This window comes from Cupriavidus sp. GW822-FHT03E04 (assembly GCF_058801495.1).
The window spans coordinates 184,728-209,209 of record NZ_JBXANI010000005.1; the positions used below are offsets into that span (position 1 = coordinate 184,728).

23 protein-coding genes are annotated in these 24,482 nt (G+C 65.1%); 6 read left to right on the forward strand and 17 right to left on the reverse strand.

The window, feature by feature from the left end:
* Positions 1-12: 12 nt before the first annotated feature.
* The 5 genes from AC1RQC_RS08380 to purB form a co-directional block, all read right to left on the reverse strand.
* Positions 13-1,404, reverse strand: a complete 1,392-nt coding sequence (locus tag AC1RQC_RS08380; protein ID WP_492372951.1) for a class I SAM-dependent methyltransferase — start codon at positions 1,402-1,404, stop codon at positions 13-15.
* A gap of 416 nt (positions 1,405-1,820) precedes the next feature.
* Positions 1,821-2,402, reverse strand: a complete 582-nt coding sequence (locus AC1RQC_RS08385) for a YceI family protein (RefSeq protein ID WP_416049660.1) — start codon at positions 2,400-2,402, stop codon at positions 1,821-1,823.
* Positions 2,403-2,469: 67 nt separating this feature from the next.
* Positions 2,470-3,042, reverse strand: a complete 573-nt coding sequence (locus AC1RQC_RS08390) for a YceI family protein (RefSeq protein WP_043349502.1) — start codon at positions 3,040-3,042, stop codon at positions 2,470-2,472.
* 67 nt (positions 3,043-3,109) lie between these two features.
* Complete coding sequence (locus tag AC1RQC_RS08395; RefSeq protein WP_492882939.1) at positions 3,110-3,700, reverse strand: cytochrome b; 591 nt, start codon at positions 3,698-3,700, stop codon at positions 3,110-3,112.
* Between the two features lie 255 nt (positions 3,701-3,955).
* Positions 3,956-5,332 (reverse strand): adenylosuccinate lyase, encoded by a 1,377-nt coding sequence (purB, locus tag AC1RQC_RS08400; RefSeq protein ID WP_183035252.1) that lies wholly within the window; start codon positions 5,330-5,332, stop codon positions 3,956-3,958.
* A gap of 450 nt (positions 5,333-5,782) precedes the next feature.
* On the opposite strand from purB, the gene AC1RQC_RS08405 reads away from it, so the two are divergent.
* Positions 5,783-6,397 carry a glutathione S-transferase family protein gene (locus AC1RQC_RS08405; protein ID WP_174422964.1) on the forward strand — a complete coding sequence of 205 codons (615 nt, stop codon included), beginning with the start codon at positions 5,783-5,785 and terminating at the stop codon, positions 6,395-6,397.
* 83 nt (positions 6,398-6,480) lie between these two features.
* Here AC1RQC_RS08405 and mnmA read toward each other — a convergent pair whose 3' ends face one another.
* From mnmA to AC1RQC_RS08430, 5 genes are all read right to left on the reverse strand, one after another.
* Positions 6,481-7,581, reverse strand: coding sequence for a tRNA 2-thiouridine(34) synthase MnmA (gene mnmA / locus AC1RQC_RS08410; RefSeq protein ID WP_492807981.1), 1,101 nt, complete (start codon positions 7,579-7,581; stop codon positions 6,481-6,483).
* Positions 7,578-8,081 (reverse strand): NUDIX hydrolase, encoded by a 504-nt coding sequence (locus AC1RQC_RS08415; RefSeq protein WP_492372948.1) that lies wholly within the window; start codon positions 8,079-8,081, stop codon positions 7,578-7,580. Before AC1RQC_RS08415 ends, mnmA begins: the two co-directional genes overlap by 4 nt.
* A 96-nt stretch (positions 8,082-8,177) precedes the next feature.
* Complete coding sequence (gene dapA / locus AC1RQC_RS08420) at positions 8,178-9,107, reverse strand: 4-hydroxy-tetrahydrodipicolinate synthase (protein ID WP_492882941.1); 930 nt, start codon at positions 9,105-9,107, stop codon at positions 8,178-8,180.
* Positions 9,094-9,492 (reverse strand): hypothetical protein, encoded by a 399-nt coding sequence (locus AC1RQC_RS08425; RefSeq protein WP_492372946.1) that lies wholly within the window; start codon positions 9,490-9,492, stop codon positions 9,094-9,096. The genes dapA and AC1RQC_RS08425 overlap by 14 nt, the downstream gene beginning before the upstream one ends.
* Positions 9,493-9,618: 126 nt before the next feature.
* The gene (locus AC1RQC_RS08430) at positions 9,619-10,422 is read right to left on the reverse strand and encodes a TorF family putative porin (RefSeq protein WP_477133073.1); all 804 of its coding nucleotides are present in this window, start codon (positions 10,420-10,422) and stop codon (positions 9,619-9,621) included.
* A gap of 530 nt (positions 10,423-10,952) precedes the next feature.
* Here AC1RQC_RS08430 and AC1RQC_RS08435 point away from each other — a divergent pair.
* From AC1RQC_RS08435 to AC1RQC_RS08455, 5 genes are all read left to right on the forward strand, one after another.
* Positions 10,953-12,074: a Re/Si-specific NAD(P)(+) transhydrogenase subunit alpha gene (locus AC1RQC_RS08435; RefSeq protein WP_150985941.1), complete on the forward strand. Its 1,122-nt coding sequence runs from the start codon at positions 10,953-10,955 to the stop codon at positions 12,072-12,074.
* Between the two features lie 222 nt (positions 12,075-12,296).
* The gene (gene panD / locus AC1RQC_RS08440; RefSeq protein ID WP_006157598.1) at positions 12,297-12,659 is read left to right on the forward strand and encodes an aspartate 1-decarboxylase; all 363 of its coding nucleotides are present in this window, start codon (positions 12,297-12,299) and stop codon (positions 12,657-12,659) included.
* A 230-nt stretch (positions 12,660-12,889) separates the two neighbouring features.
* A complete protein-coding gene (locus AC1RQC_RS08445; protein WP_045240719.1) occupies positions 12,890-13,222 on the forward strand; it encodes an NAD(P) transhydrogenase subunit alpha part 2 in 333 nt (110 codons plus the stop codon).
* Positions 13,223-13,224: 2 nt separating this feature from the next.
* Positions 13,225-14,679 (forward strand): NAD(P)(+) transhydrogenase (Re/Si-specific) subunit beta, encoded by a 1,455-nt coding sequence (locus AC1RQC_RS08450; RefSeq protein WP_492372980.1) that lies wholly within the window; start codon positions 13,225-13,227, stop codon positions 14,677-14,679.
* A 294-nt stretch (positions 14,680-14,973) separates the two neighbouring features.
* Positions 14,974-16,020, forward strand: coding sequence for a response regulator (locus tag AC1RQC_RS08455; protein ID WP_492372943.1), 1,047 nt, complete (start codon positions 14,974-14,976; stop codon positions 16,018-16,020).
* A 43-nt stretch (positions 16,021-16,063) separates the two neighbouring features.
* Here AC1RQC_RS08455 and AC1RQC_RS08460 read toward each other — a convergent pair whose 3' ends face one another.
* The 7 genes from AC1RQC_RS08460 to leuS all read right to left on the reverse strand — a co-directional run bounded on the left by AC1RQC_RS08460 (position 16,064) and on the right by leuS (position 24,409).
* Positions 16,064-17,338 carry a THUMP domain-containing class I SAM-dependent RNA methyltransferase gene (locus tag AC1RQC_RS08460; protein ID WP_492807985.1) on the reverse strand — a complete coding sequence of 425 codons (1,275 nt, stop codon included), beginning with the start codon at positions 17,336-17,338 and terminating at the stop codon, positions 16,064-16,066.
* A gap of 81 nt (positions 17,339-17,419) precedes the next feature.
* On the reverse strand, positions 17,420-18,025 hold the full coding sequence (locus AC1RQC_RS08465; protein ID WP_043349543.1) for a 2-hydroxychromene-2-carboxylate isomerase: 606 nt from the start codon (positions 18,023-18,025) through the stop codon (positions 17,420-17,422).
* 142 nt (positions 18,026-18,167) lie between these two features.
* Entirely contained in the window at positions 18,168-18,590 is a 423-nt protein-coding gene (locus AC1RQC_RS08470) for a CopD family protein (RefSeq protein ID WP_150985938.1), read from the reverse strand.
* 102 nt (positions 18,591-18,692) lie between these two features.
* Positions 18,693-19,973 (reverse strand): glutamate-5-semialdehyde dehydrogenase, encoded by a 1,281-nt coding sequence (locus AC1RQC_RS08475; RefSeq protein WP_183035257.1) that lies wholly within the window; start codon positions 19,971-19,973, stop codon positions 18,693-18,695.
* Positions 19,974-20,097: 124 nt separating this feature from the next.
* On the reverse strand, positions 20,098-21,138 hold the full coding sequence (gene holA, locus AC1RQC_RS08480) for a DNA polymerase III subunit delta (RefSeq protein WP_492807988.1): 1,041 nt from the start codon (positions 21,136-21,138) through the stop codon (positions 20,098-20,100).
* A gap of 64 nt (positions 21,139-21,202) precedes the next feature.
* Positions 21,203-21,724 carry an LPS-assembly lipoprotein LptE gene (locus AC1RQC_RS08485; protein WP_052494686.1) on the reverse strand — a complete coding sequence of 174 codons (522 nt, stop codon included), beginning with the start codon at positions 21,722-21,724 and terminating at the stop codon, positions 21,203-21,205.
* Between the two features lie 48 nt (positions 21,725-21,772).
* Positions 21,773-24,409: a leucine--tRNA ligase gene (leuS, locus tag AC1RQC_RS08490; RefSeq protein ID WP_492372941.1), complete on the reverse strand. Its 2,637-nt coding sequence runs from the start codon at positions 24,407-24,409 to the stop codon at positions 21,773-21,775.
* Between the last annotated feature and the right edge of the window lie 73 nt (positions 24,410-24,482).

Sequence of the window (24,482 nt, forward strand, 5' to 3'; positions counted from 1 at the left end):
GCTACTGGCGTTTCAGAGGATGATCGCTTCCGCGAACACATTAACCCCGGTCTGGTCGACATAGAGCTTGTGATCACGGGATTGTTCGGGCAGCAGCATACTCATCCTGGCCTCGTCGCGATAGATCAGGTACCACTCCAGCAGGTGTTCCATGCCGAATTTCTCCGGATTGTCCGAATGGACGTTGGTTACCAGCAACTGGCCGCCAGGCCGCGTACGCGCGGCAAAATAGCTCAGCAGGCGGGAACACACCTTATCGGACAGGTAGTCGAACAACCCGGCGCAGTACACCGCATCGAACTCGCGCAGCCCGGCGTCGTCCGGCGCGATCTTGCGCTTGAGCAGTTCATGTACCGATTGATGCACCATCTCCACCGACACCTTGTGCCCCGCCGAGGCGGCCGAGCTCTCGATGGAGGACTTGGTGTAGGCCAGGGTCTCCTCGCTGAAGTCGACCAGCTGGAACGACAATAGCTCCGGCTGCGGATACTCGCGCACGAAGCGCTGGATCTCGAAGGCCGGGCCGCAGCCGACATTGAGGATGCGAAACGGCCTGCCGGCCGCGCGGGCGGCATCGGCCTGGCGCGACAGGAAATCGACCAGCAGGTCGATCCGGTTGCGGTGGGCGGTCGCCACGGCCGCCTTGAGGAAGGCCGTATTGACGATCTGGAAGTAGGTGGTCGGGCCCTGCTGCGGATCGTTCAGGATCTGGTTGACCATCTCATAGTCGCCCGCATAGCCCAGCGGCTTGGTGAAGGTGCGGTAGACAAAGGGGGCGCGCAGCAGCAGTGGATGCAGGGCCGATTGCGCGTATGTGCGGTGCACCGGCGCGATCTCCGCGTCCACCTGCTCGGCCTCGCCTTCGAGCCGGTCGAGGTAGGTCTTGACCTTGAGCATGATTGGCGTGGCGAGCTCGTAGAACACGTCCTCGCGCAGCCGTCCGTCGTTCTTGGGCAGGTTCTCGGTCAGGTCGACCTGCTCGACCCAGCGCGAGACTTCCGAGAGAAACGCGCGCATTTCATTGACCACGATCTGGTAATCGCGCCGGATATTGAAGCGCGCATCCCAGTCGTTGATGAACAGTTCGGCCTCGCGCCCAACCGATTTAGGCTCATTGGGCAGGTCGCTCAGCTCGCGCCATTCATCGATCAGCGTCAGCGATACCACCGCGGTGAGGCCGGTGTTCACCAGGCTCATCACCACCGCCTTACCCAGGTAGGCGTTCTTGCTGCCCATGCGCACACTCAGCTCGCTCAGCACCTCGCTGACCTGGACGATCGAGTATGGATTGTAGATTTCCATCACCAGAGCTTTTCTCTGGAGATTGATAATTGTGCCCCGCACCTGCTCGCCCTGCGAGTTGCGGAAACTAACCACCGGATCGATTTGCGTTTGGGAGTACACGGTATTGCGCCAGAGAAATCCGAAAAACGCTGCCGGCCGCCCAGTTCAACAATGCATCATTGACTGGCCGGGTACAGCTCGTAGGGCGATGGATCGCTACGCTAGGCCAGTATCAGGGGGTACTGCTGGGATACATGTCGGTAATCGGTTGCGGGCATGGGCGTCCTGATGATGGCACGCGCGCGACTACACCCTGGTAACTGTGACTGAGACTGAAACTGAGTGAGACTGTACTGAGTAGGACTGTAACTGATTCTTAGCGGATCATTGTACTGTGGGCATCAAGTGCAGACAACACAACCTGCGCAAGCCCACCCGCCGGGCCGGGAACAACTGGAAACCACCGAAAATAATGCAAAAGGCCGGGAATGCTCCCGGCCTTTTTAGTCGACGCTTGGTCGGCGCTTGGTCGGCCTTTAGTCCGCCTTTACGCCTTCGACCTGGATCGCCAGCTTGACCTCGGGCTTGAAGCCCATCTTCACGCCGTAGTCGATACCGAAATCGGCACGGTTGAAAGTGCCCACCGCGTCAGCACCACAGGCTTCGCGCTTGAGCATCGGATGCTGGATGCACTTGAACTCGCGGATCTCCAGCTTGACCGGCTTGGACACGCCGTGCAGGGTCAGCACGCCATCGACTTCGGTCGGCACATCGCCGTTGAACTTGGAGAACTTGCCCTTGTAGGTGGCTTCGGGGAAGGCTTCGACGTTGAACATGTCAGGGCCCTTCACGTGCTGGTTCAGCTTGCTGTTGCCGAAGTCGACCGAGGCGGGATCGATCTTGATGTCCACCGAGCCGGTCTTCGCGGCACGGTCCAGCGTCACCACGCCGCTCGACTTTTCGAACTTGCCGCGCCAGGTCGACAGGCCACCCAAGTGGTCGGTTTCGAAGCTCGGGTACGTGTGGGTGGGGTCGAGGTTGTAGGTCACCGTGTTGGCGGATGCGACGCCGACGGCGGACAGGGCCGCGACAGCGGCGAGGATGGTGCGCAATTTCATGAGAGCTCCCGGCAAAAAGTTGGGGATGAACAGCAAAGGAATGGCAGGGAAGATGAGCGCCGCGCGCTTACTTCTTAGCCAAGGTCACGATACGGAATTTGATCTGGACATCGTCGGCCACGACGGAAGTGTCCTTCCATTCGCCGTCGCCGATGTTGTACACGGTGCGCTTGATCGGCAGCACGCCTTCAAACACCTGGCCACCGGCATCCTGGCGATAGCTTGCCGGAATCACGACGTCCTGGGTCTTGCCCTTGATGGTGAGCTTGCCCGCCACCTCATACTTGCCGGCGGCGCCGGCCTTGATGCTGGTCGACTGGAACACCGCCTTGGGGTACTTGGCCGCGTCGAACCAGTCGCGTCCCTTGACCTCCTTGGTGGTCTCGGCGTCGCCGATCTCGAAGCTGGACACGTCGATCTCGACCTTGGCCGAGGATGTTGCCAGCTTGGCGGGATCGAACGCGACCGTGGCGTCGAACTTCTTGAACTTGCCCTCCATCGGCACGCCGATCTGGCGGGCCGTCGCGGTGACCGAGCTCTTGGCTGCGTCGACCTGGGCCCAGGCGTAGTTGGCTGCGATGCCGGCAGTGGCCAGCGTGGCTGCCATCAGGAGCGCGCTCGGGCGGGGAATGCGTTTCATTAAAAACTCCTGTCGCTAAGAGGGCCTTGCGGCCCTCGGTCATTTGTCGGTTTGCCGATATGTCGGCTTACTTGAGGAACGGCAGCATGCGCGCCAGCGTGCCATCGCGCTCGATGAACTGATGCTTGATGGCAGCGGCCGCATGCACTACGACGATCACGGCCATCAGGTAGTTCAGCCAGATGTGGACCAGCTTGAGGATTTCCTTGAGCTCATCATTCTTCTCGATCAGCGCGGGCAGCTGCCAGATGCCGAGGTAGACCACGGGAACCCCTGAAGCCGAGCTGTACAGGTAGCCCGTGATGGGCACCACCACGATCAGCGCGTAGAGCAGCAGGTGCGCCGCGTGCGCGGCCTTGGCCTGCCAGGCCGGAGTGCCCGCGGCCGGTGCCGGCGCGCGGTGGGTGGCGCGCCACAACACGCGCAGCACGGCGATGGCAAAGACGGTCACGCCGATCCACTTGTGCCAGGAAAACAGCTTGAGCTTGAGCATCGACAAGCCCGGGATGCTGGTCATGTACAGGCCCAGCCCGAAGGCGGCGAAGATCAGCAGCGCGATGATCCAGTGCAGGCCGATCGCCGTGGCCCCATAGGCGGACGTCGGCTGCGGCGCTGCGGCAGCGCCGGCGTGGGCGCCGGCTTTGGCTTGGGAATGCATGGATAAGGACCCCTGCCCTTGCGGGCGTTTCACTATCTTTTACTGAACGGCAATTACTGCTGCTCCTTGAATTCTCGCATTATTGTGCGGCGGGCAGGTTGCGGAACGGTCTGAAATTCATGGAATCATTCAAACCATTTGAAGTGACATTTCGCCGCAGCCGGCAAGCCGTGCCTGCGCCGGCCGCCCATCAACAAAAAAAGCCATCCCCGGGGATGGCTTTTTTGCACCGCGCCGGCCAGCAGGCCGGGAACATCACACGCGTTCGGCGAGGCTGACGGCACGGCCAATATAGGTGGCCGGGGTCATTTCCAGCAGCAGCTTCTTGGCATCGTCGGGGATCGCCAGGCCGCTGATGAAGGTTTGCAGCGCCTCGCGCGAGATGCCCTTGCCGCGCGTCAGTTCCTTGAGCTGCTCATAGGGATTGGGCACGCCAAAGCGGCGCATGACGGTCTGCACCGGCTCGGCCAGCACTTCCCAGCAGTTGTCGAGGTCTTCGTCCAGGCGCTCGGGGTTGGTTTCCAGCTTGCCCAGGCCGCGCAGGCAGGCCTCATAGGCCAGCAGGCTGTAGCCGAAGGCCACGCCCATGTTGCGCAGCACGGTGGAATCCGTCAGGTCGCGCTGCCAGCGCGACAGCGGCAGCTTTTCCGACAGGTGGCGCAGCACCGCATTGGCCAGGCCCAGGTTGCCTTCCGAGTTCTCGAAGTCGATCGGGTTGACCTTGTGCGGCATGGTCGAAGAGCCGATTTCGCCGGCCTTGGTGCGCTGCTTGAAGTAGCCCAGCGAGATATAGCCCCAGATGTCGCGGTTCAGGTCGAGCAGGATGGTGTTGGCGCGGGCGATGGCGTCGAACAGCTCGGCCATGTAGTCGTGCGGCTCGATCTGGATGGTGTAGGGATTGAAGGTCAGGCCCAGACGCGTTTCGATCACCTGCTTGGAGAAGGCTTCCCAGTCGAAGCTGGGGTACGCCGACAGGTGGGCGTTGTAGTTGCCGACCGCGCCGTTCATCTTGCCCAGCAGCTCCACGCGCTGGATGCGCTCGATGGCGCGCGCCAGGCGTGCCGCCACGTTGGCCATTTCCTTGCCCAGCGTGGTCGGGCTGGCCGGCTGGCCGTGGGTGCGCGACAGCATCGGCTGGCGGGCATTGGCATGCGCCAGCTCCACCAGGCGCGCATGCACGCGTTGCAGCGTGGGCAGGATCACGCCTTCGCGGGCGCCCTTGAGCATCATGCCGTGCGAGGTGTTGTTGATGTCTTCCGAGGTGCAGGCGAAATGGATGAACTCGCTCGCGGCTTCCAGTTCGGCGTTGCCCTTGACCTGTTCCTTGAGCCAGTACTCCACGGCCTTCACGTCATGGTTGGTGACCGCCTCGATCTCCTTGATGCGCGATGCGTGGGCCTCGGTGAAGTTGTCCACCAGGGCTAGCAGGGCCGCTTCCGAGGCCGGCGAGAACTTCGGCATGTCGGGCAGGCCGGCTTGCGACAGCGCGATCAGCCAGTGCACTTCCACCTTGACGCGGTTGCGCATGAAGGCCGCTTCCGAGAGCCACTCGCGCAGCGCATCGGCCTTGGAGGCGTAGCGACCATCGATGGGAGACAGGGCGGTGAGCGGAGAGAGCGAGGAAGAAGACATGCTGGGAGACCGGAGGGAAGAGGGAAGTGGTTACGCAAGCGTGGCCGGGCGGGCAGATTGCGCAGGCAAAATGGCCGGGCGAGGCCCTCGCGGGCCGAAGTGGCCGGTGACAAGGCCGAACCGGCCTAAAGAGGGGAAAAGACACAAAAACAGGTCCAATCCACCTCAAAAAGAGAACAATTCGGCGCAAATACCGACTGACGGCACGACGGAAAGCGGGCATTTTACCATCGCGGCCCGCGTTCTGTGGACGCGTTCGCGGGGCCGGGCAGCTCGCGCGTCTCGGCATGACGACACGGCAGGCAGGCGCCGCGCACGCCCGGCACATCCCGGACGGGGCACGGGTATACTCGCGCTCGCCGATCCGCTAGCCTGTTATGAAGTGCATCGGGCATGCCGGGGCGCGCGAGACGCGGCCGATGCACTTCATAACAAGCTCGAGGGGAGTCCATGAAGCTGTATGCATCGCAAACCAGCCCTTACGCGCGCAAAGTGCGCGTCGTGATGGCGGAAAAGAAGATCGATTACCAGATGGTCGAGGTTGACGTGTGGTCGCCGGACACCACCATCTCCCAGTTCAACCCGCTGGGCAAGGTACCGTGCCTGGTCATGGAAGACGGCGGCGCGATTTTCGACTCGCGCGTGATCGTCGAATACGTCGACACCCTGACGCCCGTCAGCCGCATGATCCCGCAAGGCGCCCGCGAACGCGTCGAGGTACGTTGCTGGGAAGCGCTGGCCGACGGCCTGCTCGATGCTGCCCTGCTGGCGCGCCTGGAACACACGCAGCGCGAGCCCGGGCAGCGCAGCGAGCGCTGGGTCCAGCGCCAGCTCGGCAAGATCGATGCGGCGGTGGCCGCCATCGCCGACGGCCTGGCCGACCGGCCCTGGTGCTCGGGCAACCATTACTCGCTGGCCGACGTGGCCGTGGGCTGCGCGTTGTCGTACCTGGACTTCCGCTTCCCGGACATCGCCTGGCGTGAGCGCCACCCGCGCCTCGCCGTGTACCAGGACAAGCTTGCCAAGCGCCAGTCGTTCATCGACACGGAACCGCCGCGCGCCTGAGCCTTGCCTGCGCCTCCTGCCGCGCAACGATGAAAAAACCGGCCATCGAGCCGGTTTTTTCATCGCATCGCACTCTGCACGCCTCACCGGATGATGCCGCCGCCCAGGCAGACATCGCCGTCGTACAGCACCGCGGACTGGCCAGGCGTAACCGCCCATTGCGCCTGCGCGAACGTCAGTTGCAGGGCATCGTCGCCCGCCCCTGTCACCGTGCAGGGCGCATCGCTCTGCCGATACCGCGTCTTGGCCGACAGCGTGGTGCCCACCGCCGGGCCGGTGCCCGCCACCCACGACAGGTCGGCAGCGTCGAGCGTAGGCGTCAGCAGCCACGGATGCTCATGGCCCTGCACCACATACAGCGTGTTGCTGGCCATGTCCTTGCGCGCCACATACCAGGCGTCGCCGTTGCCCGCGCGGCTGCCGCCCAGGCCGATGCCCTTGCGTTGCCCCAGCGTGTAGAACGCCAGACCGATGTGCTGGCCGACTTCCTTGCCGTCCGGCGTCTTCATCGGTCCCGGCTTGGTCGGCAGGTAGCGGTTGAGAAAATCGCGGAACGGCCGCTCGCCGATAAAGCAGATGCCGGTGGAATCCTTTTTCTTGGCATTGGGCAGGCCGATCTCGGCAGCGATCTCGCGCACGCGCGTCTTGGGCATCTCGCCCAGCGGAAACAGCGTGCGCGACAGCTGCGCCTGGTTCAGCCGGTGCAGAAAGTAGCTCTGGTCCTTGGTGTGGTCAAAGGCCTTGAGCAGCTCAAAGCGGCCCGTGCCGGCACCCACATCCACCCCCGCTTCGCGCACGCGCGCGTAGTGGCCGGTGGCGATGGTGTCCGCGCCCAGCGACATGGCGTGGTCCAGGAAGGCCTTGAACTTGATCTCGGCATTGCACAGCACGTCCGGGTTGGGCGTGCGCCCGGCCGAATATTCGCGCAGGAAGTCTGCAAAGACGCGGTCCTTGTACTCGGCGGCAAAATTGACCGCTTCCACGTCGACGCCGATGAGGTCGGCCACCGAGACCACGTCCAGCCAGTCCTGCCGGGTCGAGCAGTACTCGCTGTCGTCGTCGTCTTCCCAGTTCTTCATGAACAGGCCGATCACCTCGTAGCCTTGCTGCTTGAGCAGCCAGGCAGTCACCGACGAATCCACGCCACCCGACATGCCCACCACGACGCGCTTGCCCTGGCTCATGACAGCACTCCGCTGCCCACCACGGAAGGATGGGTGTAGAGCGCGTCGAGCGCGAAGCGCTTGCCCGCCAGGTAGTCCTCGATGCAGGCCAGCAGCAGCGGCGTGCGATGGCGCTCGGGGCAGGCGCGGATTTCGTCGGCGCTCATCCACACGGTGCGCACGATGCCCACATCGAGCTGGCGCCCGGCATCGAGCGCGCCCAGCTCGCCGGTAAAGGCGAAGCGCACATAGGTGATGTCGCCGCCCGGCCGCGCCGCCGTGCCGGCCGAGTGCGGGCGGGCCATATAGCAGCCCAGCAGCGCGCGCGGCTCGAACGTGTGCGCGGTTTCTTCCAGCGTTTCGCGGATGACGGCGTGAATCAGGCTCTCGCCCGGATCGAGATGGCCGGCAGGCTGGTTCAGCCGCAGGCCGTCGGGGGTTTCTTCTTCCACCAGCAGGAAGCGGCCGCCGCGCTCAATTACCGCGGCAACCGTGACGCTGGCCTTCCAGTCGTGTGACATGATGCACAAATTTTAGGCAATCCGGCATTCTACCGGTTGCCGCCCTTTCACGCATCCTGCGCATCCGACGCATCCGGCGCCGCGCCCGCGCCAACGCTAGGCCAGCAGCAAAGTGCGCTCCACGTCCTCCACCGCCGGCAGCGAAGCGATCACCTGGTCCAGCCGTTCGCGCAGCGCGCGGCTGGCAGGCGCCAGTGGCCGCCTGACCTCGGAACCTGCCAGCCCGCACAATGCCAGCGCGGTCTTGACCGGGGCCGGATTGGGCTCGGAGAACAGCAGCGAGATCAACGGCGCCAGGCTCGCGAACAGCGCACGCGCTTCGGCAACGCGGCCCTGCGCCACCAGTTGCAACAACCGCACGAACAGATCCGGGCGGATGTGCGCGCAAGCCGGAACCACGCCGTCGCCACCCGCTAGCAGGTGGTCCAGCATGGCCGCGTCCTCGCCGCAGAAGACCGCGAGCCGATCGTTGCCGGCCAGGGCGCGCAGCCCGGCCGCGTCACACTCCTTGACCGCGACGACGCGCGGATGCGCGGCCAGCCGCTGCACCAATGCCGGTGACATGTTGCAGCCGGTGCGCTTGGGCACGTTGTAGAGCATCAGCGGGCGCCAGGTGGCATCCGCCACGCGCTCGACATGCCAGGCAATGCCCTCATCGCCGGGCCGCAGGTAGTACGGCGGCGGCACCAGGTAGCCCGCCAGGTCGAAGCGGTCGAGCTGGCGCACCTGCTCGCAAACCACGCGGGTATCCACGCCGCCAACGCCAGCCAGCACCGGCAGCGCACCGTCCACCGCCTCCAGCACCGCGCCGGTAAACATCAGCCGCTCATCCCGCGTGAGCAAGCCACCCTCCCCGGTCGTGCCCAGGATGACCAGCCCATCCACGCCGCTGGCCACATAGTGCGCGGCCAGCCGCTGCGCGCAGGCCAGGTCCAGCTCGCCGCCCTGCATCGGTGTCACCAGCGGCAGCCACAACGTCGCGCGGCTGTCTTCGCGCAAGCCCGCCATCATCTCAGTGCGCGGCATGGTCTTGTCCTAGCACCGTGGTGACGCCGAACTCGGCGGCGGGCAGGGCCATCATGATGGCGTGCATGGCAGCGTCGCGGCCGCCGCGCTCGACCTCCACATGCAGCGTGGTCTCGCCATGGCGGTGGTCCACTTCCACCACATAGATGCGCGCCAGTTGCCCGATCGCGCGGTGCAGCGACTGGCGCAGCGCGAAGACCTGGCTCGACGCCACCGCCAGGCGCAGGCGGATCCAGCTGTGCGCGGTGTCCAAGCCAAGCGCGGGCGCGGCGGCCTTCGCGGCTTCGATGCCAGATGCGTCAAGGCGCGCGGTGCGGGATCCGGTGCGGGTAAGACGGCGGCGTGGCACGCAAGCAAAGGCCACGGCAAGGCTCGACTGTCGCATTTGAGCGGGACCCGCGCTGGGCGGGTCGTCTGTTGAAGATGCAACCATGCTATGCATGGCCGCCTCAAGTTGATGCAGTAATCGCCGCCGCCGCCATCAAAATGTCATCAAGATGGCGCGGCATGCTCAGAATGTCTTGGTGAGCGACGCGAAGGCGGCTGCCTTGCCGATATAGCGGCCAGGCACATTGGTGTAGACCGACTTGTTGGCGTTGGTGTCGATATAAGCGATCGCCAGCGCAAAGCCCTTGCCCAGGTCCTTGGTCAGCCCCAGCTTCCAGTCCGTGTACGAGGCGTCCGTGACATTCCTCACCTTCTGATAGCCGACGTGCGCATTGAGCGTCAGGTCCCAGACGTTCAGCGGCACATTGGCCGACAGGTCCACGTAGTAGCTGTTCTTGCTGTCGTTGAAGCCGAACAGGTTGGTCACTGCGTGCGAGTATTTCAGGAACACCGGGCCGTAGCCGATGCCGCCGTACAGCTCCGTCGTGTACGGGCGTGTGTAGCCGGCCGGATAGTCGCCGGGATAGTAGTACTCCAGCACGCCCACGTCGTAGTTCCACTCGAGCCCGCCCAGCATGATGGTGTTCTTGAAGCCGCCGTAGAAATCCATCTCGATCGGCGCCGACACCTTGGCGTTGCTGTCGCCGAGCCAGCTGATGCTGGAGTTCCAGTTGCCCACGTAGAGGCCGCTCGAATGCGTGTAGTCGAACCCGCCCTGGATCGCCGGGCGACGGTTGGACTGCATCAGGCCCCGGTAGCGATATTCGCTGGCCAGCGTGACGTTGGCCGTGAAGGTGTGCGGCGACGCGTCGGCTGCTGCGGCTGCATCGGGTGCGCCCTGCGCGAAGGCGGCCGGCGCGGCGAGAAGCGTGGCGCAAGACAGGGTAGCGAGGCAGGCATGCGAAACGTTGAAGCGAAGAGCAGTCATGGATAACTTGGCAATTGGAAGAACTTCGATCGGTGGACAGCCACGCATGAGGCGATGGCTGAAGCCACGGCGAACGTCAGGATGACAGTGGCCGCGGCGCGACCGGAACAGTACGGGCACGCGCCTAAAATCGGTGTCAAGAAAATACCGGCCCGCCAAGGGATGGCGTAAAAATCGTAAAGGGAACGTCCCGGCATGCCCTGGGATGAACCAACAGGTCCAGAGAGGGGGTGATGCGGTTGCGCAAAAGCCGACCGGCCGGTCACCACATATCGTCAGATTCCTGTAAGCTGCGAAAAAATTGTGCGCTGCGTTCGGCCTGGCCGGGCGCATGGCAGACACAAAGGGCAGACACAAAAGAGCCAAAGACGTCCGCCCGCCTAGCAGATCAGTGGCATTGTCAGAATGAGCCGAAGCGGTTCTGGTCAGGCGCGTTGCCATGTCGTAGCGGTCGTACGACAAGCTCGCGCGCCAACGCCAGAATCATTTTGACAGCGCCTCAAAGACGCCAGCAAAAGGAGAAATTGACGATGCACATCGGCATCCCGCAGGAGACGCGGGCAGGTGAGACTCGTGTCGCCGCCACCCCGGAGACGGTCAAGAAGTACGTGACCCAGGGCCATCAGGTCATCGTCCAGTCGGGAGCCGGCGTACGCGCCAGCGTGCCGGACTCGGCGTATGAGGCCGTCGGTGCCACCATTGGCACCGCGGCGCAAGCCTTCGGCGCGCAGTTGGTGCTCAAGGTCCGCGCCCCCGTCGATGCCGAGCTCGCGCTGATGAAGCCGGGCGCCGTGCTGGTCGGCATGCTCAATCCCTTCGACGCAGAGAACAACGCGCGCATGGCGGGCGCCACGCTGACCGCCTTCGCGCTGGAAGCCGCGCCGCGCACCACGCGCGCGCAGAGCATGGACGTGCTCTCTTCCCAGGCCAATATCGCCGGCTACAAGGCCGTGCTGGTCGCCGCGCATCATTACCAGCGTTTCATGCCCATGCTGATGACCGCCGCCGGCACCGTCAAGGCGGCCCGCGTGCTGATCCTCGGCGCTGGCGTGGCGGGCCTGCAGGCCATCGCTACCGCCAAGCGGCTGGGCGCGGTCATCGAAGCCTCCGACGTGCGTCCCGCCGTCAAGGAACAGATCGAATCGCTGGGCGCCAAATTCCTCGATGTGCCCTTCGTCACCGACGAAGAGCGCGAGATCGCGCAGGGCGTGGGCGGCTATGCCCGCCCCATGCCACCCGACTGGATGCGGCGCCAGGCCGAACTGGTGCACGAGCGCGCCAAGGCAGCCGACATCGTCATCACTACCGCGCTGATCCCGGGCCGCCAGGCGCCGGTGCTGCTCAAGGAAGAAACGGTGCAGGCGATGAAGCCGGGCTCGGTGGTGGTCGACCTCGCCGCGGCGCAGGGCGGCAACTGCCCGCTGACTGTGGCTGACGAAGTGGTGGAACGCCACGGCGTCACGCTGATCGGGCACACCAACCTGGCCAGCATGGTGGCGGCCGACGCGTCGGCGCTATATGCGCGCAACGTGCTCGACTTCCTCAAGCTCGTCATCGACAAGGAAGGCCAGTTCACGCTGAACCTGGAGGACGATATCGTCGCCGCCTGCCTGATGTGCAAGGACGGCCAGGTGGTCCGCGGCGCTTCCTGAAGCGGCAGCGGGCCCGCCGCGGCCCGGTCGCTTTAGAATGGGGCCAGGCGGTTCCGGCCAGGTGCACGGTAGCGCGCCTGCCGCTATCGGGCTTTACTGCCGGTGCGGCTGGCCGGGCTGGCCGATACCCAGGCTCCGGAACCATTCCAAGTGGCCCGTCAGGACTCAACCCCAGGGGCTACCCTACAAGCTCATCCAGCATCAACCAAGGACGTATCACCCATGCAACGCATCATGCTCCGCGCCAAGCTCCATCGTGTCACCGTGACACAGGCGGACCTCAACTATGAGGGATCATGCGGCATCGACGAGAATCTGCTCGAAGCGGCCGACATGAAGGAGTTCGAGAAAATCGAGCTATACAACGTCAACAATGGCGAGCGCTTCTCCACCTACATCATCAAGGGCGTGCGCGGCAGCGGCGAGATCTCGCTCAACGGCGCGGCCGCACGGCGCGCGCACCTGGGCGACCATCTCATCATCTGCACCTACGCGCCGATGAGCGATGAAGAGATCGCCACCTACAAGCCGAAGATCATCCTGGTGGACGACAACAACGCCATCAAGGAAATCAAGAAGGTGTAAGCGGATGAGGACATCGCGCCGGGAGCCAACGCCGGTGCGATGCCCGCATCCGGCATGCGATTTTCGGATTCAGCCGTACCGTCCCCCCTGGGGTGAGGGTACCTACGCGACAGACGACAACGCGGCACCAGGCGGGGCATCGATGCAGTAGGCGCTCACAGGCGCCTGGCCAGGCAAAAGAACACGGGACAACCGCGCAGCAAGGCATTCAAGCAACGGAGGAGAAGTCGATGGAAATGGTGAACCACACGGTGATCAACCTGATCATCTTCGTGCTGGCGATCTACGTGGGCTACCACGTGGTCTGGACGGTGACGCCCGCCCTGCACACCCCGCTGATGGCCGTGACCAATGCGATCTCGGCCATCATCATCGTCGGCGCCATGCTGGCTGCCGGCCTGACCGAGGGCCCCGTGGGCCGCACCATGGGCACGCTGGCGGTCGCGCTCGCCGCGGTCAACGTGTTCGGTGGCTTCCTGGTGACGCAGCGCATGCTGGAGATGTTCAAGAAGAAAGAACCCAAGGCCAAGGCTGGCAAGGGTCATGAGGAGGGCGCCAAGTGAGCATGAACCTCGTCACCCTGCTCTACCTGCTCGCCTCGGTGTGTTTCATCCAGGCGCTCAAGGGCCTCTCGCATCCCAGCTCCGCGCGGCGCGGCAACGCCTTCGGCATGATCGGCATGGCCATCGCCGCGGTGACCACGCTGGTGCTGATCGCCAAGCTCAAGAACGAGTTCCTGGCCATCGGCGCGGGCCAGTCGTCGGTCGCCGAAGGCATGGCGCTGATCTTCGGTGCGCTGGTGGTTGGCGGCGGCATCGGTGCCTACGTGGCAAGAAAGGTCGAGATGACCAAGATGCCCGAGCTGGTGGCCGCCATGCACTCGCTGATCGGTATGGCCGCGGTCTGCATCGCGGTGGCCGTGGTGGCCGAGCCGTCTGCATTCAGCATCACGCCGCCGGGCTCGCACGATATCCCGTTTGGCAACCGCATCGAGCTGTTCATCGGCTGCTTCGTCGGTGCCATCACCTTCTCCGGTTCGGTGATCGCCTTCGGCAAGCTGTCGGGCAAGTACAAGTTCCGCCTGTTTCAGGGCGCGCCGGTGTCCTTTGCCGGGCAGCATCTGCTGAACCTGCTGCTGGCCGTGGCCATGATCGGCTTCGGCATCATCTTCTGCCTGTCGCAGGACTGGCTGCCCTTCCTGCTGATGCTGGCGATCGCCTTCGTGCTGGGCGTGCTGATCATCATCCCGATCGGCGGCGCCGACATGCCGGTGGTGGTGTCGATGCTGAACTCGTACTCGGGCTGGGCCGCGGCGGGCATCGGCTTCTCGCTGAACAACCCGATGCTGATCATCGCCGGCTCGCTGGTGGGGTCCTCCGGCGCCATCCTCTCGTACATCATGTGCAAGGCCATGAACCGTTCGTTCTTCAACGTGCTGCTCGGCGGCTTTGGCGGCGCGCCCGCGGCGGCCGCTGCCGGCGGCCAGGCGCAGCGCAACGTGAAGTCCGGCTCGGCCGACGACGCGGCCTTCCTGATGGGCAATGCCGAGACCGTGATCATCGTCCCGGGCTACGGCCTGGCGGTGGCACGCGCGCAGCATGCGCTCAAGGAACTGACCGAGAAGCTGGTCGAGAAAGGCGTGACGGTGAAGTACGCCATCCACCCGGTGGCGGGCCGCATGCCGGGCCACATGAACGTACTGCTGGCCGAGGCCGAGGTGCCTTACGACCAGGTCTTCGAAATGGAGGACATCAACAGCGAGTTCGGCCAGGCGGATGTGGTGCTGGTGCTGGGCGCCAACGACGTGGTCAACCCGGCCGCCAAGACCGATCCCAACTCGCCGATTGCCGGCATGCCGATCCTGGAAGCCTACAAGGCCAAGACCATCATCGTGAACAAGCGCTCGATGGCCGCTGGCTACGCGGGCCTGGACAACGAGCTGTTCTACATGGACAAGACCATGATGGTGTTCGGCGACGCCAAGAAGGTGGTGGAAGACATGGGCAAGGCGGTCGAGTAAGCACGCCGGAAGCACCAGATACGGGCATCCGCCCGTATCTGCCGCCACGAAGAGCGCGACACTGTCGCGCTTTTTTCCATCTCGCCGAGGTCCGGTTGCGCGCGAGCGCGAGCGCGCTATACTGGTTTCCGGTCACCGGCCATGGCACGCGCCGGTCACCCAAAAAGGGCCAGGTGTAGTCCAGCGCGGTGGGCCGCTCCGAACCGATCCGTCCGCTGGCCTTGCCGCGCCGGATCTCCAGCCGCGCCAAACCACCCGCCCGAAGTATCTGCCGACAGCGGAGCCGAACGCAACATGACATTCAACCCCCAGGACAGGAATCTGTCGGTCTTCCATCACCCGATCCTCACGGTGCTCGTCGACGACAGTAAATCGTTCATCGACAGCCTGGCGTTCCAGATGGATCCGTCGCGGCCGGTGGTGACCTTCACCGACCCCCGCGAAGCCCTGCAATGGATCCGCGAGACCTACACCACACGCTCGACCGGCTTCCTGCCCGTGCGGGTCACGCATGACGACCTGACCTTCCTGACCGAGCGGCGCACCGTGCAGCTCGATATCGACCGCATCTACCGGCAAATCCACGACTACAACCGCTTTGTGCAGCCGGGCGTGATCGTGGTTGATTATTCGATGCCGCAGATGAACGGGCTGGAGTTCTGCCAGGCCCTGCAGGACCTGCCGTGCAAGACCATCCTGCTGACCGGCACCGCCGACGAAGGCATTGCCGTGCAGGGCTTCAACCATGGGCTGATCGACCGCTACGTGAAGAAGCACGACAGCAACATGGTCGAGCGGCTGGACCAGGAGATCGACGCGCTCCAGCAGCAGTATTTCGCCACCCTGTCGCGCACGCTGCGCGACCTGCTGACGCGCCACTCGTTTTCCTTCCTGTCGGACCCCGCGATCTGCGAGCGGGTGCGCCAGGTCACCGCGCGCTACGGCTTTGTCGAGTACTACCTCTACCCCAACCCGGCCGGCATCCTGATGCTGACGGCGCAGGGCCAGGCCACGCTGATGGTGATCGAGACACGCGCCGGCCTGATCAACCAGGTGGAATCCGCGGAAGCTTACGATGCGCCGGCGGCCCTGATCGAGGGACTGCGCGAGGGCCGCATCGTGCCTTTCTTCTGGCCAGGCAATGGCATGTACACGCCGGCCTGCATCGACTGGGAGCAATATTGCCTGCCGGCCGAGCGCTGCGAAGGGCGTGAGGATTATTTCTACGCGCTGTTCGACCTGCCGCGCCATCTGCTGCAGGAGCCGGTGGTCAGCTTCCAGGGCTTCCTGGACGATTTTGCCCGTCACCCCGAGCGGGTCACCGGGCGCGCAACGCGCTAAGCCAGGCAGCGCAGGACAGGCTCGCTCTCCTGCGCTTGCCGCATCAGGCCGAAGGCTGCGCCGGGGCGTTGCGGTTGCCGCCTCGCACCATGTCGAAACGGAACAGCCGGCATTCGATATTGCCGTTGTACAGCGGCGTGCGGCGCGACTCCTTGAGCCGCAAGCGGCGCGGCAGCGTCAGGTCGCCAGTGAACACCCATGCCTGCCAGCCCGCGAAATGCTGCTTGAGCGTGGTGGCAAAGGCGCTGGCGAACTGATTGGCGGCCTCGTCATCGATCTCGTCGACCGGTGCTTCGTCCATCGGCCGCCGGCGTTCTCCCCGCACGGCAATCCGCTCGCCATACGGCGGGTTCATCAACATCAGGCCGGGTGCCGCGAACGGCGGCTGCGCAAAGCGCGCATCCACCTGCTTCAACCGCACTTCGCCGGGCAAGCCCGCGCGTTCCCAGTTGGCTTGCGACATCGACAGCAGGTCCGTGGAAATATCGCTGCCGGCGAGTTCCAGAGGCTCGGACGCGACGCGCTTGCGCGCGGCCTCCTCGTCATCCCGCGCAGCCGCCTTCAGCGCATTCCATGTCTTGTTGTCGGCGCCCTTCAGGCGCTCGAAGCCAAAGCTGCGGTTCGCGCCAGGGGCCAGGCCAAGGGCCACCTGGGCCGCTTCCACCAGGAAGGTGCCGCTGCCGCACATCGGATCGTAGAACGGGCGTTCGGTCTGGCCTGGCACCCATCCGGCCAGGCGCAGGATGCCGGCAGCCAGGTTTTCCTTCAGCGGCGCCTCGCCCTTCTCCAGGCGCCAGCCCCGCTTGAACAGCGGATCACCCGAGGTGTCGAGGTAGAGCGTGCAATCGTGCTCGGTCAGATGGGCATAAATCCGCACATCCGGATTCACGGTATCGACGCTGGGCCGCTCGCCCGAGCGCTCGCGCATGGCGTCGCAAACGCCGTCCTTGATACGCAGGGCGATGAAGTTCAGGCTCTGCAGCGGCGAGCGATGGGACGTGACGTCCACCCGGAGCGTCTCATCCGGCGTGAACCAATGATCCCAGCGCTGGGCGCGCACCAGGTCATAGACGTCGTCTTCGCGCCGGTAGCCGCGGTTGGCGACCCGCATCAGCACCCGGCTAGCGATGCGCGAATGCAGGTTGACTGCGTAGGCCGCGGCCATCTCGCCCGAGAAAGTGACGCCACCGGGCATTTCGCGATGGACCTGGATGGGGGCGAGCCTGGCCAGGCCGGGCCGGGCTGCGATCTCGTGCAACTCTTCGGCAAGTGCGCTCTCGAGGCCGCGCGGGCAGGAGGCAAAAAAGGCTTGGGACATGGCTTGGGAATTCCTGCAAACAAAAACGTCCGCCGTAGCGGACGGGGTCGGATAGCGCGCAGTGTACCGCGCTCCGGGGCTTCAGCCCGCCGCGAGGGCGCGATCGAGGAAGTCCAGGCGGTCCTGGCCCCAGAAAGGCTGGCCGTCATAGACGTACCACGGCGCGCCGAACGCGCCGACGGAAACCGCGTCCTGGGTGTGCTGCGTATAAGCGGCCTGGACAGCCTGCGCGTCGCTCGCCTTGAGCAACGCCGCGCCTTCCAGGCCGATGCTGTCGGCCAGCTGCGCCAGCGTGGCGGCGTCAGCGATATTGCGTTGCTCGGCCCACAGGGCGCGGCCAATGGCGCCGATCAGCTCCATCGCGCGGGCGGTGCCATGGGCCAGCTGCACGGCGATGACCAGCTTGCTGGCGGCGTCGCCGGAGACCGGGAAAAAGGTCGGCTGCGGGTTCAGCGGCAGGCCGAGAAACTCGCTCCAGCGGGCCAGCTCGACCAGGCGGTAGGCCTGGCGCTGCGGCGGACGCTGCGCCAGCGGCAAGCCACCCGAAACAGAGAACACGCGGCCCAGGTCGCAGGGCTTGAGATTGACTTGCACGCCATGCTTGGCTGCAATCGCGGTGAAGCGTTCGTGGCCAAGGTAGACGAAAGGCGATTGCGGGGTGAGATAGTAGTCGACCTGCTTGCTCATCATGTCCTCTGGACGGAGTGGGGCGAGACAACCGCGCGGTGAACGCGGCAATGCTGCGTGAAACGAATGAAATACGATACGAGAAAAAACCCAAACCCGGCGGCCCGCACAGGCGATGCGCGCGGCCGCCGGCCAATGCGCGTCAGAACGGCTTGACCACCACCAGGATCACCACCGCCAGCAGCACCAGCACCGGCAACTCGTTGAACCAGCGATAGAAGGTGTGCGAGCGCGTATTGCGCCCGCCCTCGAACTTCTTGAGCAGCACGCCGCAGCCATGGTGATAGCCGATCAGCACCAGCACCAGCGCCAGCTTGGCATGCATCCAGCCCTGCCCCGGACCGCGCCCGATCCCGTAGCCGATATACAGCCACAGCCCGAACACCAGCGCCGGCACCGCCAGCATGGTCATGAAGCGGTAGAGCTTGCGCGCCATCAGCAGCAGGCGCTGCACGCTGGCCGGCTCGCGCTCCATGGCGAGGTTGACGAAGATGCGAGGCAGGTAGAACAGGCCAGCGAACCAGGAGACAACGAAAACGATGTGCAGCGCTTTAACCCAGAGCATCTGGCCTTTTTTCTGGTTAGGTTCCCATGGGAACGCATGGGAACGGTGAAACGGTGGGGCTGCGCGACGGGAGGCGGCACGGGACGCGTGCCGCCAGCCCGCTCAGGTACGGATCTCGCCGTGGCCGAACACCACGTACTTCAACGAGGTCAGGCCTTCCAGACCGACCGGGCCGCGCGCGTGCAGCTTGTCGTTGGAGATGCCGATCTCGGCGCCCAGGCCGTACTCGAAGCCATCGGCAAAGCGCGTCGACGCATTGATCATCACGCTGGCCGAGTCCACCTCGCGCAGGAAGCGCATGCCAGTGGTGTAGTTCTCGGTGATGATGGAATCGGTATGCGCCGAGCCATAGGTATTGATGTGCTCGATGGCCTCGTCCAGCCCGGCCACGGTGCGGATCGCCAGCACCGGCGCCAGGTACTCGAGCCGCCAGTCTTCTTCGGTGGCGTCGACCAGGCCGGTGAAACCGGCGGCTTCCAGCGTGGCGCGGGTGGCGGCGCACACGCGCAGCTCCACGCCCTTTTCCTGGTAGATGCGGCACAGCGGCGGCAGCGCCGCGGCGGCGACATCGCGCGCGACCAGCAGCGTTTCCATGGTGTTGCAGGGCGCGTAGCGCTGGGTCTTGGCGTTGTCGGCAACGCGCACCGCCTTGTCCAGGTCCGCGTCGACATCGATATAGACGTGGCAGATGCCGTCCAGGTGCTTGATCATGGGCACCCGCGCTTCTGCCATCAGGCGCGCGATCAGGCTCTTGCCGCCGCGCGGCACGATCACGTCGACGTATTCGGTCATGGTGATGAGGCGGCCAACCGCGGCGCGGTCGGTGGTCGAGATCACCTGCACCGCTTCGGGCGGCAGGCCGGCGGCGGCCAGGCCCTCGGCCACCAGGGCGGCGAGCGCGGTATTGGAATCGATCGCCTCGGAGCCGCCGCGCAGGATGGTGGCGTTGCCCGACTTCAGGCACAGCGCGGCTGCGTCGATGGTCACGTTGGGACGCGACTCGTAGATGATGCCGATGACGCCCAGCGGCACCCGCATCTGGCCCACCTGGATGCCGGTGGGACGGAATTTCATGTTGCTGATCTCGCCGATCGGGTCCGCCAGCGCGGCGATCTGCTCCAGGCCGGCGGCCATGGTGTCGATCGCCTTGTCCGAGAGCGTCAGGCGGTCGATGAAAGCGGCGTCCTGGCCGTTGGCGCGGGCACGCTCCACGTCGCCGGCGTTCACGGCTTTGAGGTGCGCGGCGTCGCGGCGGATGGCGGCGGCGATGGTCAACAGCGCGCGGTTCTTGTCCGCGGTGGAGGCGCGCGCCATGGCGCGGGAGGCGGCGCGGGCCTGCTGGCCGACGCGGTCCATGTACTGCTTGAGATCGAGCTCGTTCATATTCCTGGCCAGGGGACCCGGCCCTCAATGCTTGGTTTAGCTTTTTTTTGTCGGCTACGGCTGGCTATGCGGGTCGCTGGCAGTGATCTCCAATGACCGCGCTACCGGCTACCGGCCTGCGGGCTTACCGGGCGATGGTCAGCGCCAGCTGCAGCAGGCCATCCCAGGGCTCGGCCGGCATGCCTTCGGCGCGCAGGCCCTTGACCTGCCGGTCCAGCTTGGCGGCCATGCCCAGCGCGGCTTCCAGCTGCGCCAGCGAGAGGCGCTGCGCGGCCTGCGGCACCAGCTTTTCGCGCGGGCCCCAGATACGCAGTTCACGCGTCAGGACACCAATCTGCTTGCCTGCCGCCAGCCCTTGCCGGACCTTGGATAATACGCGAATTTCCTCGGTCAGCGCCCACAGCACCAGCACCGTGGCCTCGCCCTCCCCGCGCAGCCCTTCGAGCATGCGCACCAGGCGCGGCACGTCGCCGCTGAGCATGGCTTCGGAGAGCTTGAAGACGTCGTAGCGGGCCACGTTGAGCACCGCATCGTGCACCTGCTCGAAGGTCAGCGGACCAGCGGGATACAGCAGTCCGAGCTTCTGGATTTCCTGGTGAGCGGCCAGCAGGTTGCCTTCGACCTTGTCGGCGATGAACTGCAGCGCGCGCCGCCCCGGTTCACCGGGCTCGACCCGCTGCTGCTGCAGCGCCAGCCGCTCGCCGGCCCAGGCCGGCAGCCGCGTGCGGTCGACGGAATCGACCTTGATCGACACGCCGGCGGCGTCCAGCGCCTGGAACCAGGCCGACTTGGCCGTGGCGAAGTCCAGCCGCGGCAGCGTGATGAACATGACCACGTCCGGCGAAGGCTGGGCAGCCACCGCGCGCAGCGCCTCGCCGCCGTCCTTGCCGGGCTTGCCGGAGGGAATCCGCAGCTCGACGATCTTGCGATCGCCGAACAGCGACATCGATTGCTGCGCCTGGACCACGTGGCCCCAGTTGAAGCCGCGCTCGGAGGACAGCACCTCGCGCTCCGTGAAGCCGGCCTCGCGCGCAGCCTGGCGCAGGCGGTCGACCGCCTCTAGCACCAGCAGGTGCTCGTCGCCATGCACCACGTAGAGCGGTGCCAGGCCGCGTCCCTTGGCCTGGCGCAGGTGCGCTTCGAGTCCGTCGAGCTTGAGCTGCATGCCGTGCGCTTCTTTCCTCTGTCCTTGCCTATTGAGCTTGTCTGGCCGGCGCTTCTCGCGCCGCTCAGATGGCCTTGACCGCGCTCAGCCGGCGAATCAGCTGCTGCACGATGTCACGCTGCATGTCGCGATAGAGCTGCTGCTCTTCGTAATCCTTGGCCAGCGTGTTGGCTTCGTTGTAGGTCAGGTCGCGCGTGAGCACCAGCTGCGACGGCGCGATCAGCTCCTGGCCGCCGGCGTCACGCAGGCGGAAGGTGAAGCGCTGCGTCAGGCGGTACTCGCGCACCACGCCAGTGGTGGTGATCGACAGCACCGTCTTGGTACGCGTATCCTGCAGCACATCGAGCAGGGCGTCCGCTTCTTTCGGGTCGGTCACGATCTGCGTGTCCGATCCGTTGCGGATGGCGCGGCGCAAATCGGAGCCCATCAGCGTATTGGGCGGAATGCTCACATACAGCCGCTTGAATGCAAAGTCCGCGTTGCCGCGCATGTGAAACCCGCAGCCGCCCAGCAGGCCGGCCAGCAGCAGCGTGGCCAGGACCTTGCGGCGGCCCTGCAGCGGTCGATCCAGCTTCTGTCCATCCATGTGGGCAGCTCCCTTGTTGGCTTCTCTGACGCTAGTTACAGCGTCACGTTAAAGAACCACATTAACGAGGCGGCCCGGGACCACCACGATCTTCTTCGGCGCGGCGCCGTCAGCGAACTTGGCAACGATCTCGCTGGCGGCAGCCATGGCCTCGATGGCGGCGCGGTCGGCGTCGGCCGGCACCTTCAGGCTGCCGCGCACCTTGCCGTTGATCTGCAGCACGAGGTCCAGCTCGCTTTGCACCAGCGCGGATTCGTCCACCTGCGGCCAGGCTGCGTCGAGCAGATCGCCGTACTGCGTGGCGTAGCCAAGCTCTTGCCACAGCCCGTGGGTGACGTGCGGCACCACCGGATACAGCACGCGCAGCAGGATGCCCAGGCCCTCGCGGCGCGCGGCGGGCGTGGCCTGCTTGGCGTCTTCCAGCGCGTTGAGCATCTTCATGGTCGCCGACACCACGGTGTTGTACTGGATGCGCTGATAGTCGTAGTTGGCCTGCTTGAGCACGCTGTGGATCTCGCGGCGCAGCGCTGCGTCGGCGTCGCCGGATGGCACGGCATTGCCCGCCGCCGCAATCGCCTCGGCGTTGGCATAGCCGTAGTTCCACACCCGGCGCAGGAAGCGCGAAGCGCCCTCCACGCCCGAGCCGCTCCACTCGAGCTGCTGCTCGGGCGGCGCGGCGAACATGACGAACAGGCGCGCGGTGTCGGCGCCGTATTGGTCGATCAGGGCCTGCGGGTCAATGCCGTTGTTCTTGGACTTCGACATCTTCTCCACGCCGCCGATCACCACCGGCTGGCCATCCGCCTTGAGCACGGCGCCCAGCGGGCGGCCGCGCTCATCGGTGCTGACGTCGACTTCGGCCGGGTTGAACCAGGTCTTCTTGCCCGCCGCGTCTTCGCGGTAGTAGGTATCGTTGAGCACCATGCCCTGCGTGAGCAGGTTGGAGAACGGCTCGTTGAACGTGACCAGGCCCATGTCGCGCATGACCTTGGTCCAGAAGCGGGCGTACAGCAGGTGCAGGATCGCGTGCTCGATGCCGCCGATGTACTGGTCCATCGGCATCCAGTAGTCGTTGCGCGCATCGACCATGGTGGCCGCGTCCGGGCAGGTATAGCGCATGTAATACCAGCACGAATCGATGAAGGTGTCCATGGTGTCGGTCTCGCGGCGCGCCGGCTTGCCGCACGACGGGCAGGTGCACGCGAGGAAACGCGGATCCTTGGCCAGCGGGTTGCCGGTGCCGTCCGGCACCAGGTCTTCCGGCAGCACCACCGGCAGGTCTTGCTCCGGCACCGGCACCACGCCGCAGTCGTCGCAATGGATCAGCGGGATCGGCGTGCCCCAGTAGCGCTGGCGCGAGATGCCCCAGTCGCGCAGGCGCCAGGTGACCTTCTTCTCGCCCAGGCCCTTGGCACCGAGATCGGCTGCGATGGCTTGCACCGCAGCCTTGTAGTCCAGGCCGTCGTATTTGCCGCTATGGATGCAGGTGCCGTGCTCCTTGTCGCCATACCACTCCTGCCAGGCTTCGGTGGAGAACGGCTGGCCCTTTTTGGCGTCAACCATATCGACCACTTGCTTGATCGGCAGGCCGTATTTGTTGGCAAAGGCAAAGTCGCGTTCGTCGTGCGCGGGCACGCCCATCACAGCGCCGTCGCCGTAGCTCATCAGCACGTAGTTGCCAACCCACACCTCGACCTGCTCGCCGGTCAGGGGGTGCGTCACCTTCAGGCCGGTGGGCATGCCCTTCTTTTCCATGGTCGCCATATCGGCTTCCATCACCGAGCCGTGCTTGCACTCGTTGATGAAGGCGGCCAGTTCAGGATTGGTCGCGGCGGCATGGGTGGCCAGCGGGTGCTCGGCGGCGACCGCGCAGAAGGTCACGCCCATGATGGTGTCGGCGCGCGTGGTGAACACATAGAGCTTGCCGTCGCCGATCAGCTTGCCGTCGTCACCGGCGATGGCATGCGGGAACGCGAAGCGCACGCCCACGCTCTTGCCGATCCAGTTCTGCTGCATGATCTTGACGCGCTCGGGCCAGCCCAGGTCGTCCAGGTCGCCGAGCAGTTCCTCGGCGTAGTCGGTGATGCGCAGGTAGTACATCGGGATCTCGCGCTTTTCAACCAGCGCGCCCGAGCGCCAGCCGCGCCCATCGATGACCTGCTCGTTGGCCAGCACGGTCTGGTCGACCGGATCCCAGTTCACCGTGCCAGTCTTGCGGTAGGCGATGCCCTTTTCCAGCATCTTGAGGAACAGCCACTGGTTCCAGCGGTAGTAGTCCGGGCTGCAGGTGGCGACTTCGCGCGACCAGTCGATGGCCAGGCCCATCGACTGCATCTGCCGCTTCATTTCAGCGATGTTGTTGTAGGTCCAGGCCGCCGGCGCCACGCCATTGTTGAGCGCGGCGTTTTCCGCCGGCATGCCGAACGCGTCCCAGCCCATCGGCATCAGCACGTTGTGCCCGTTCATGCGCAGATGGCGCGCCATCATGTCGTTGATGGTGTAATTGCGCACGTGGCCCATATGCAGCTTGCCCGACGGGTAAGGCAGCATCGAGCAGGCATAGAACTTCGGCTTCTCGCTGCCGTCGGCCAGCTTCGCCTCTTCCGATACGCGGTAGGCATCGATGGCTTGCCAGTGTTGCTGGGCGGCTTGTTCAACGGCTGAGGGAAGGTATTTGTCTTGCATGTTCAGGACAACGGCGCGGTGCGTCGGCGTGCGAAAAGCGTGGAAAAGATAAGCGGCGGGCAAGCCTTGCGGC

What these genes read in the sequence shown, in the direction of transcription:
- AC1RQC_RS08385 (WP_416049660.1), bottom strand. Translation starts at nt 2,402, where the DNA reads ATGAAATTGCGCACCATCCTCGCCGCTGTCGCGGCCCTGTCCGCCGTC.
- AC1RQC_RS08390 (WP_043349502.1), bottom strand. Translation starts at nt 3,042, where the DNA reads ATGAAACGCATTCCCCGCCCGAGCGCGCTCCTGATGGCAGCCACGCTG.
- AC1RQC_RS08395 (WP_492882939.1), bottom strand. Translation starts at nt 3,700, where the DNA reads ATGCATTCCCAAGCCAAAGCCGGCGCCCACGCCGGCGCTGCCGCAGCG.
- purB (WP_183035252.1), bottom strand. Translation starts at nt 5,332, where the DNA reads ATGTCTTCTTCCTCGCTCTCTCCGCTCACCGCCCTGTCTCCCATCGAT.
- AC1RQC_RS08405 (WP_174422964.1), top strand. Translation starts at nt 5,783, where the DNA reads ATGAAGCTGTATGCATCGCAAACCAGCCCTTACGCGCGCAAAGTGCGC.
- mnmA (WP_492807981.1), bottom strand. Translation starts at nt 7,581, where the DNA reads ATGAGCCAGGGCAAGCGCGTCGTGGTGGGCATGTCGGGTGGCGTGGAT.
- AC1RQC_RS08415 (WP_492372948.1), bottom strand. Translation starts at nt 8,081, where the DNA reads ATGTCACACGACTGGAAGGCCAGCGTCACGGTTGCCGCGGTAATTGAG.
- dapA (WP_492882941.1), bottom strand. Translation starts at nt 9,107, where the DNA reads ATGCCGCGCACTGAGATGATGGCGGGCTTGCGCGAAGACAGCCGCGCG.
- AC1RQC_RS08425 (WP_492372946.1), bottom strand. Translation starts at nt 9,492, where the DNA reads ATGCGACAGTCGAGCCTTGCCGTGGCCTTTGCTTGCGTGCCACGCCGC.
- AC1RQC_RS08430 (WP_477133073.1), bottom strand. Translation starts at nt 10,422, where the DNA reads ATGACTGCTCTTCGCTTCAACGTTTCGCATGCCTGCCTCGCTACCCTG.
- AC1RQC_RS08435 (WP_150985941.1), top strand. Translation starts at nt 10,953, where the DNA reads ATGCACATCGGCATCCCGCAGGAGACGCGGGCAGGTGAGACTCGTGTC.
- panD (WP_006157598.1), top strand. Translation starts at nt 12,297, where the DNA reads ATGCAACGCATCATGCTCCGCGCCAAGCTCCATCGTGTCACCGTGACA.
- AC1RQC_RS08445 (WP_045240719.1), top strand. Translation starts at nt 12,890, where the DNA reads ATGGAAATGGTGAACCACACGGTGATCAACCTGATCATCTTCGTGCTG.
- AC1RQC_RS08450 (WP_492372980.1), top strand. Translation starts at nt 13,225, where the DNA reads ATGAACCTCGTCACCCTGCTCTACCTGCTCGCCTCGGTGTGTTTCATC.
- AC1RQC_RS08455 (WP_492372943.1), top strand. Translation starts at nt 14,974, where the DNA reads ATGACATTCAACCCCCAGGACAGGAATCTGTCGGTCTTCCATCACCCG.
- AC1RQC_RS08460 (WP_492807985.1), bottom strand. Translation starts at nt 17,338, where the DNA reads ATGTCCCAAGCCTTTTTTGCCTCCTGCCCGCGCGGCCTCGAGAGCGCA.
- AC1RQC_RS08465 (WP_043349543.1), bottom strand. Translation starts at nt 18,025, where the DNA reads ATGAGCAAGCAGGTCGACTACTATCTCACCCCGCAATCGCCTTTCGTC.
- AC1RQC_RS08470 (WP_150985938.1), bottom strand. Translation starts at nt 18,590, where the DNA reads ATGCTCTGGGTTAAAGCGCTGCACATCGTTTTCGTTGTCTCCTGGTTC.
- AC1RQC_RS08475 (WP_183035257.1), bottom strand. Translation starts at nt 19,973, where the DNA reads ATGAACGAGCTCGATCTCAAGCAGTACATGGACCGCGTCGGCCAGCAG.
- holA (WP_492807988.1), bottom strand. Translation starts at nt 21,138, where the DNA reads ATGCAGCTCAAGCTCGACGGACTCGAAGCGCACCTGCGCCAGGCCAAG.
- AC1RQC_RS08485 (WP_052494686.1), bottom strand. Translation starts at nt 21,724, where the DNA reads ATGGATGGACAGAAGCTGGATCGACCGCTGCAGGGCCGCCGCAAGGTC.
- leuS (WP_492372941.1), bottom strand. Translation starts at nt 24,409, where the DNA reads ATGCAAGACAAATACCTTCCCTCAGCCGTTGAACAAGCCGCCCAGCAA.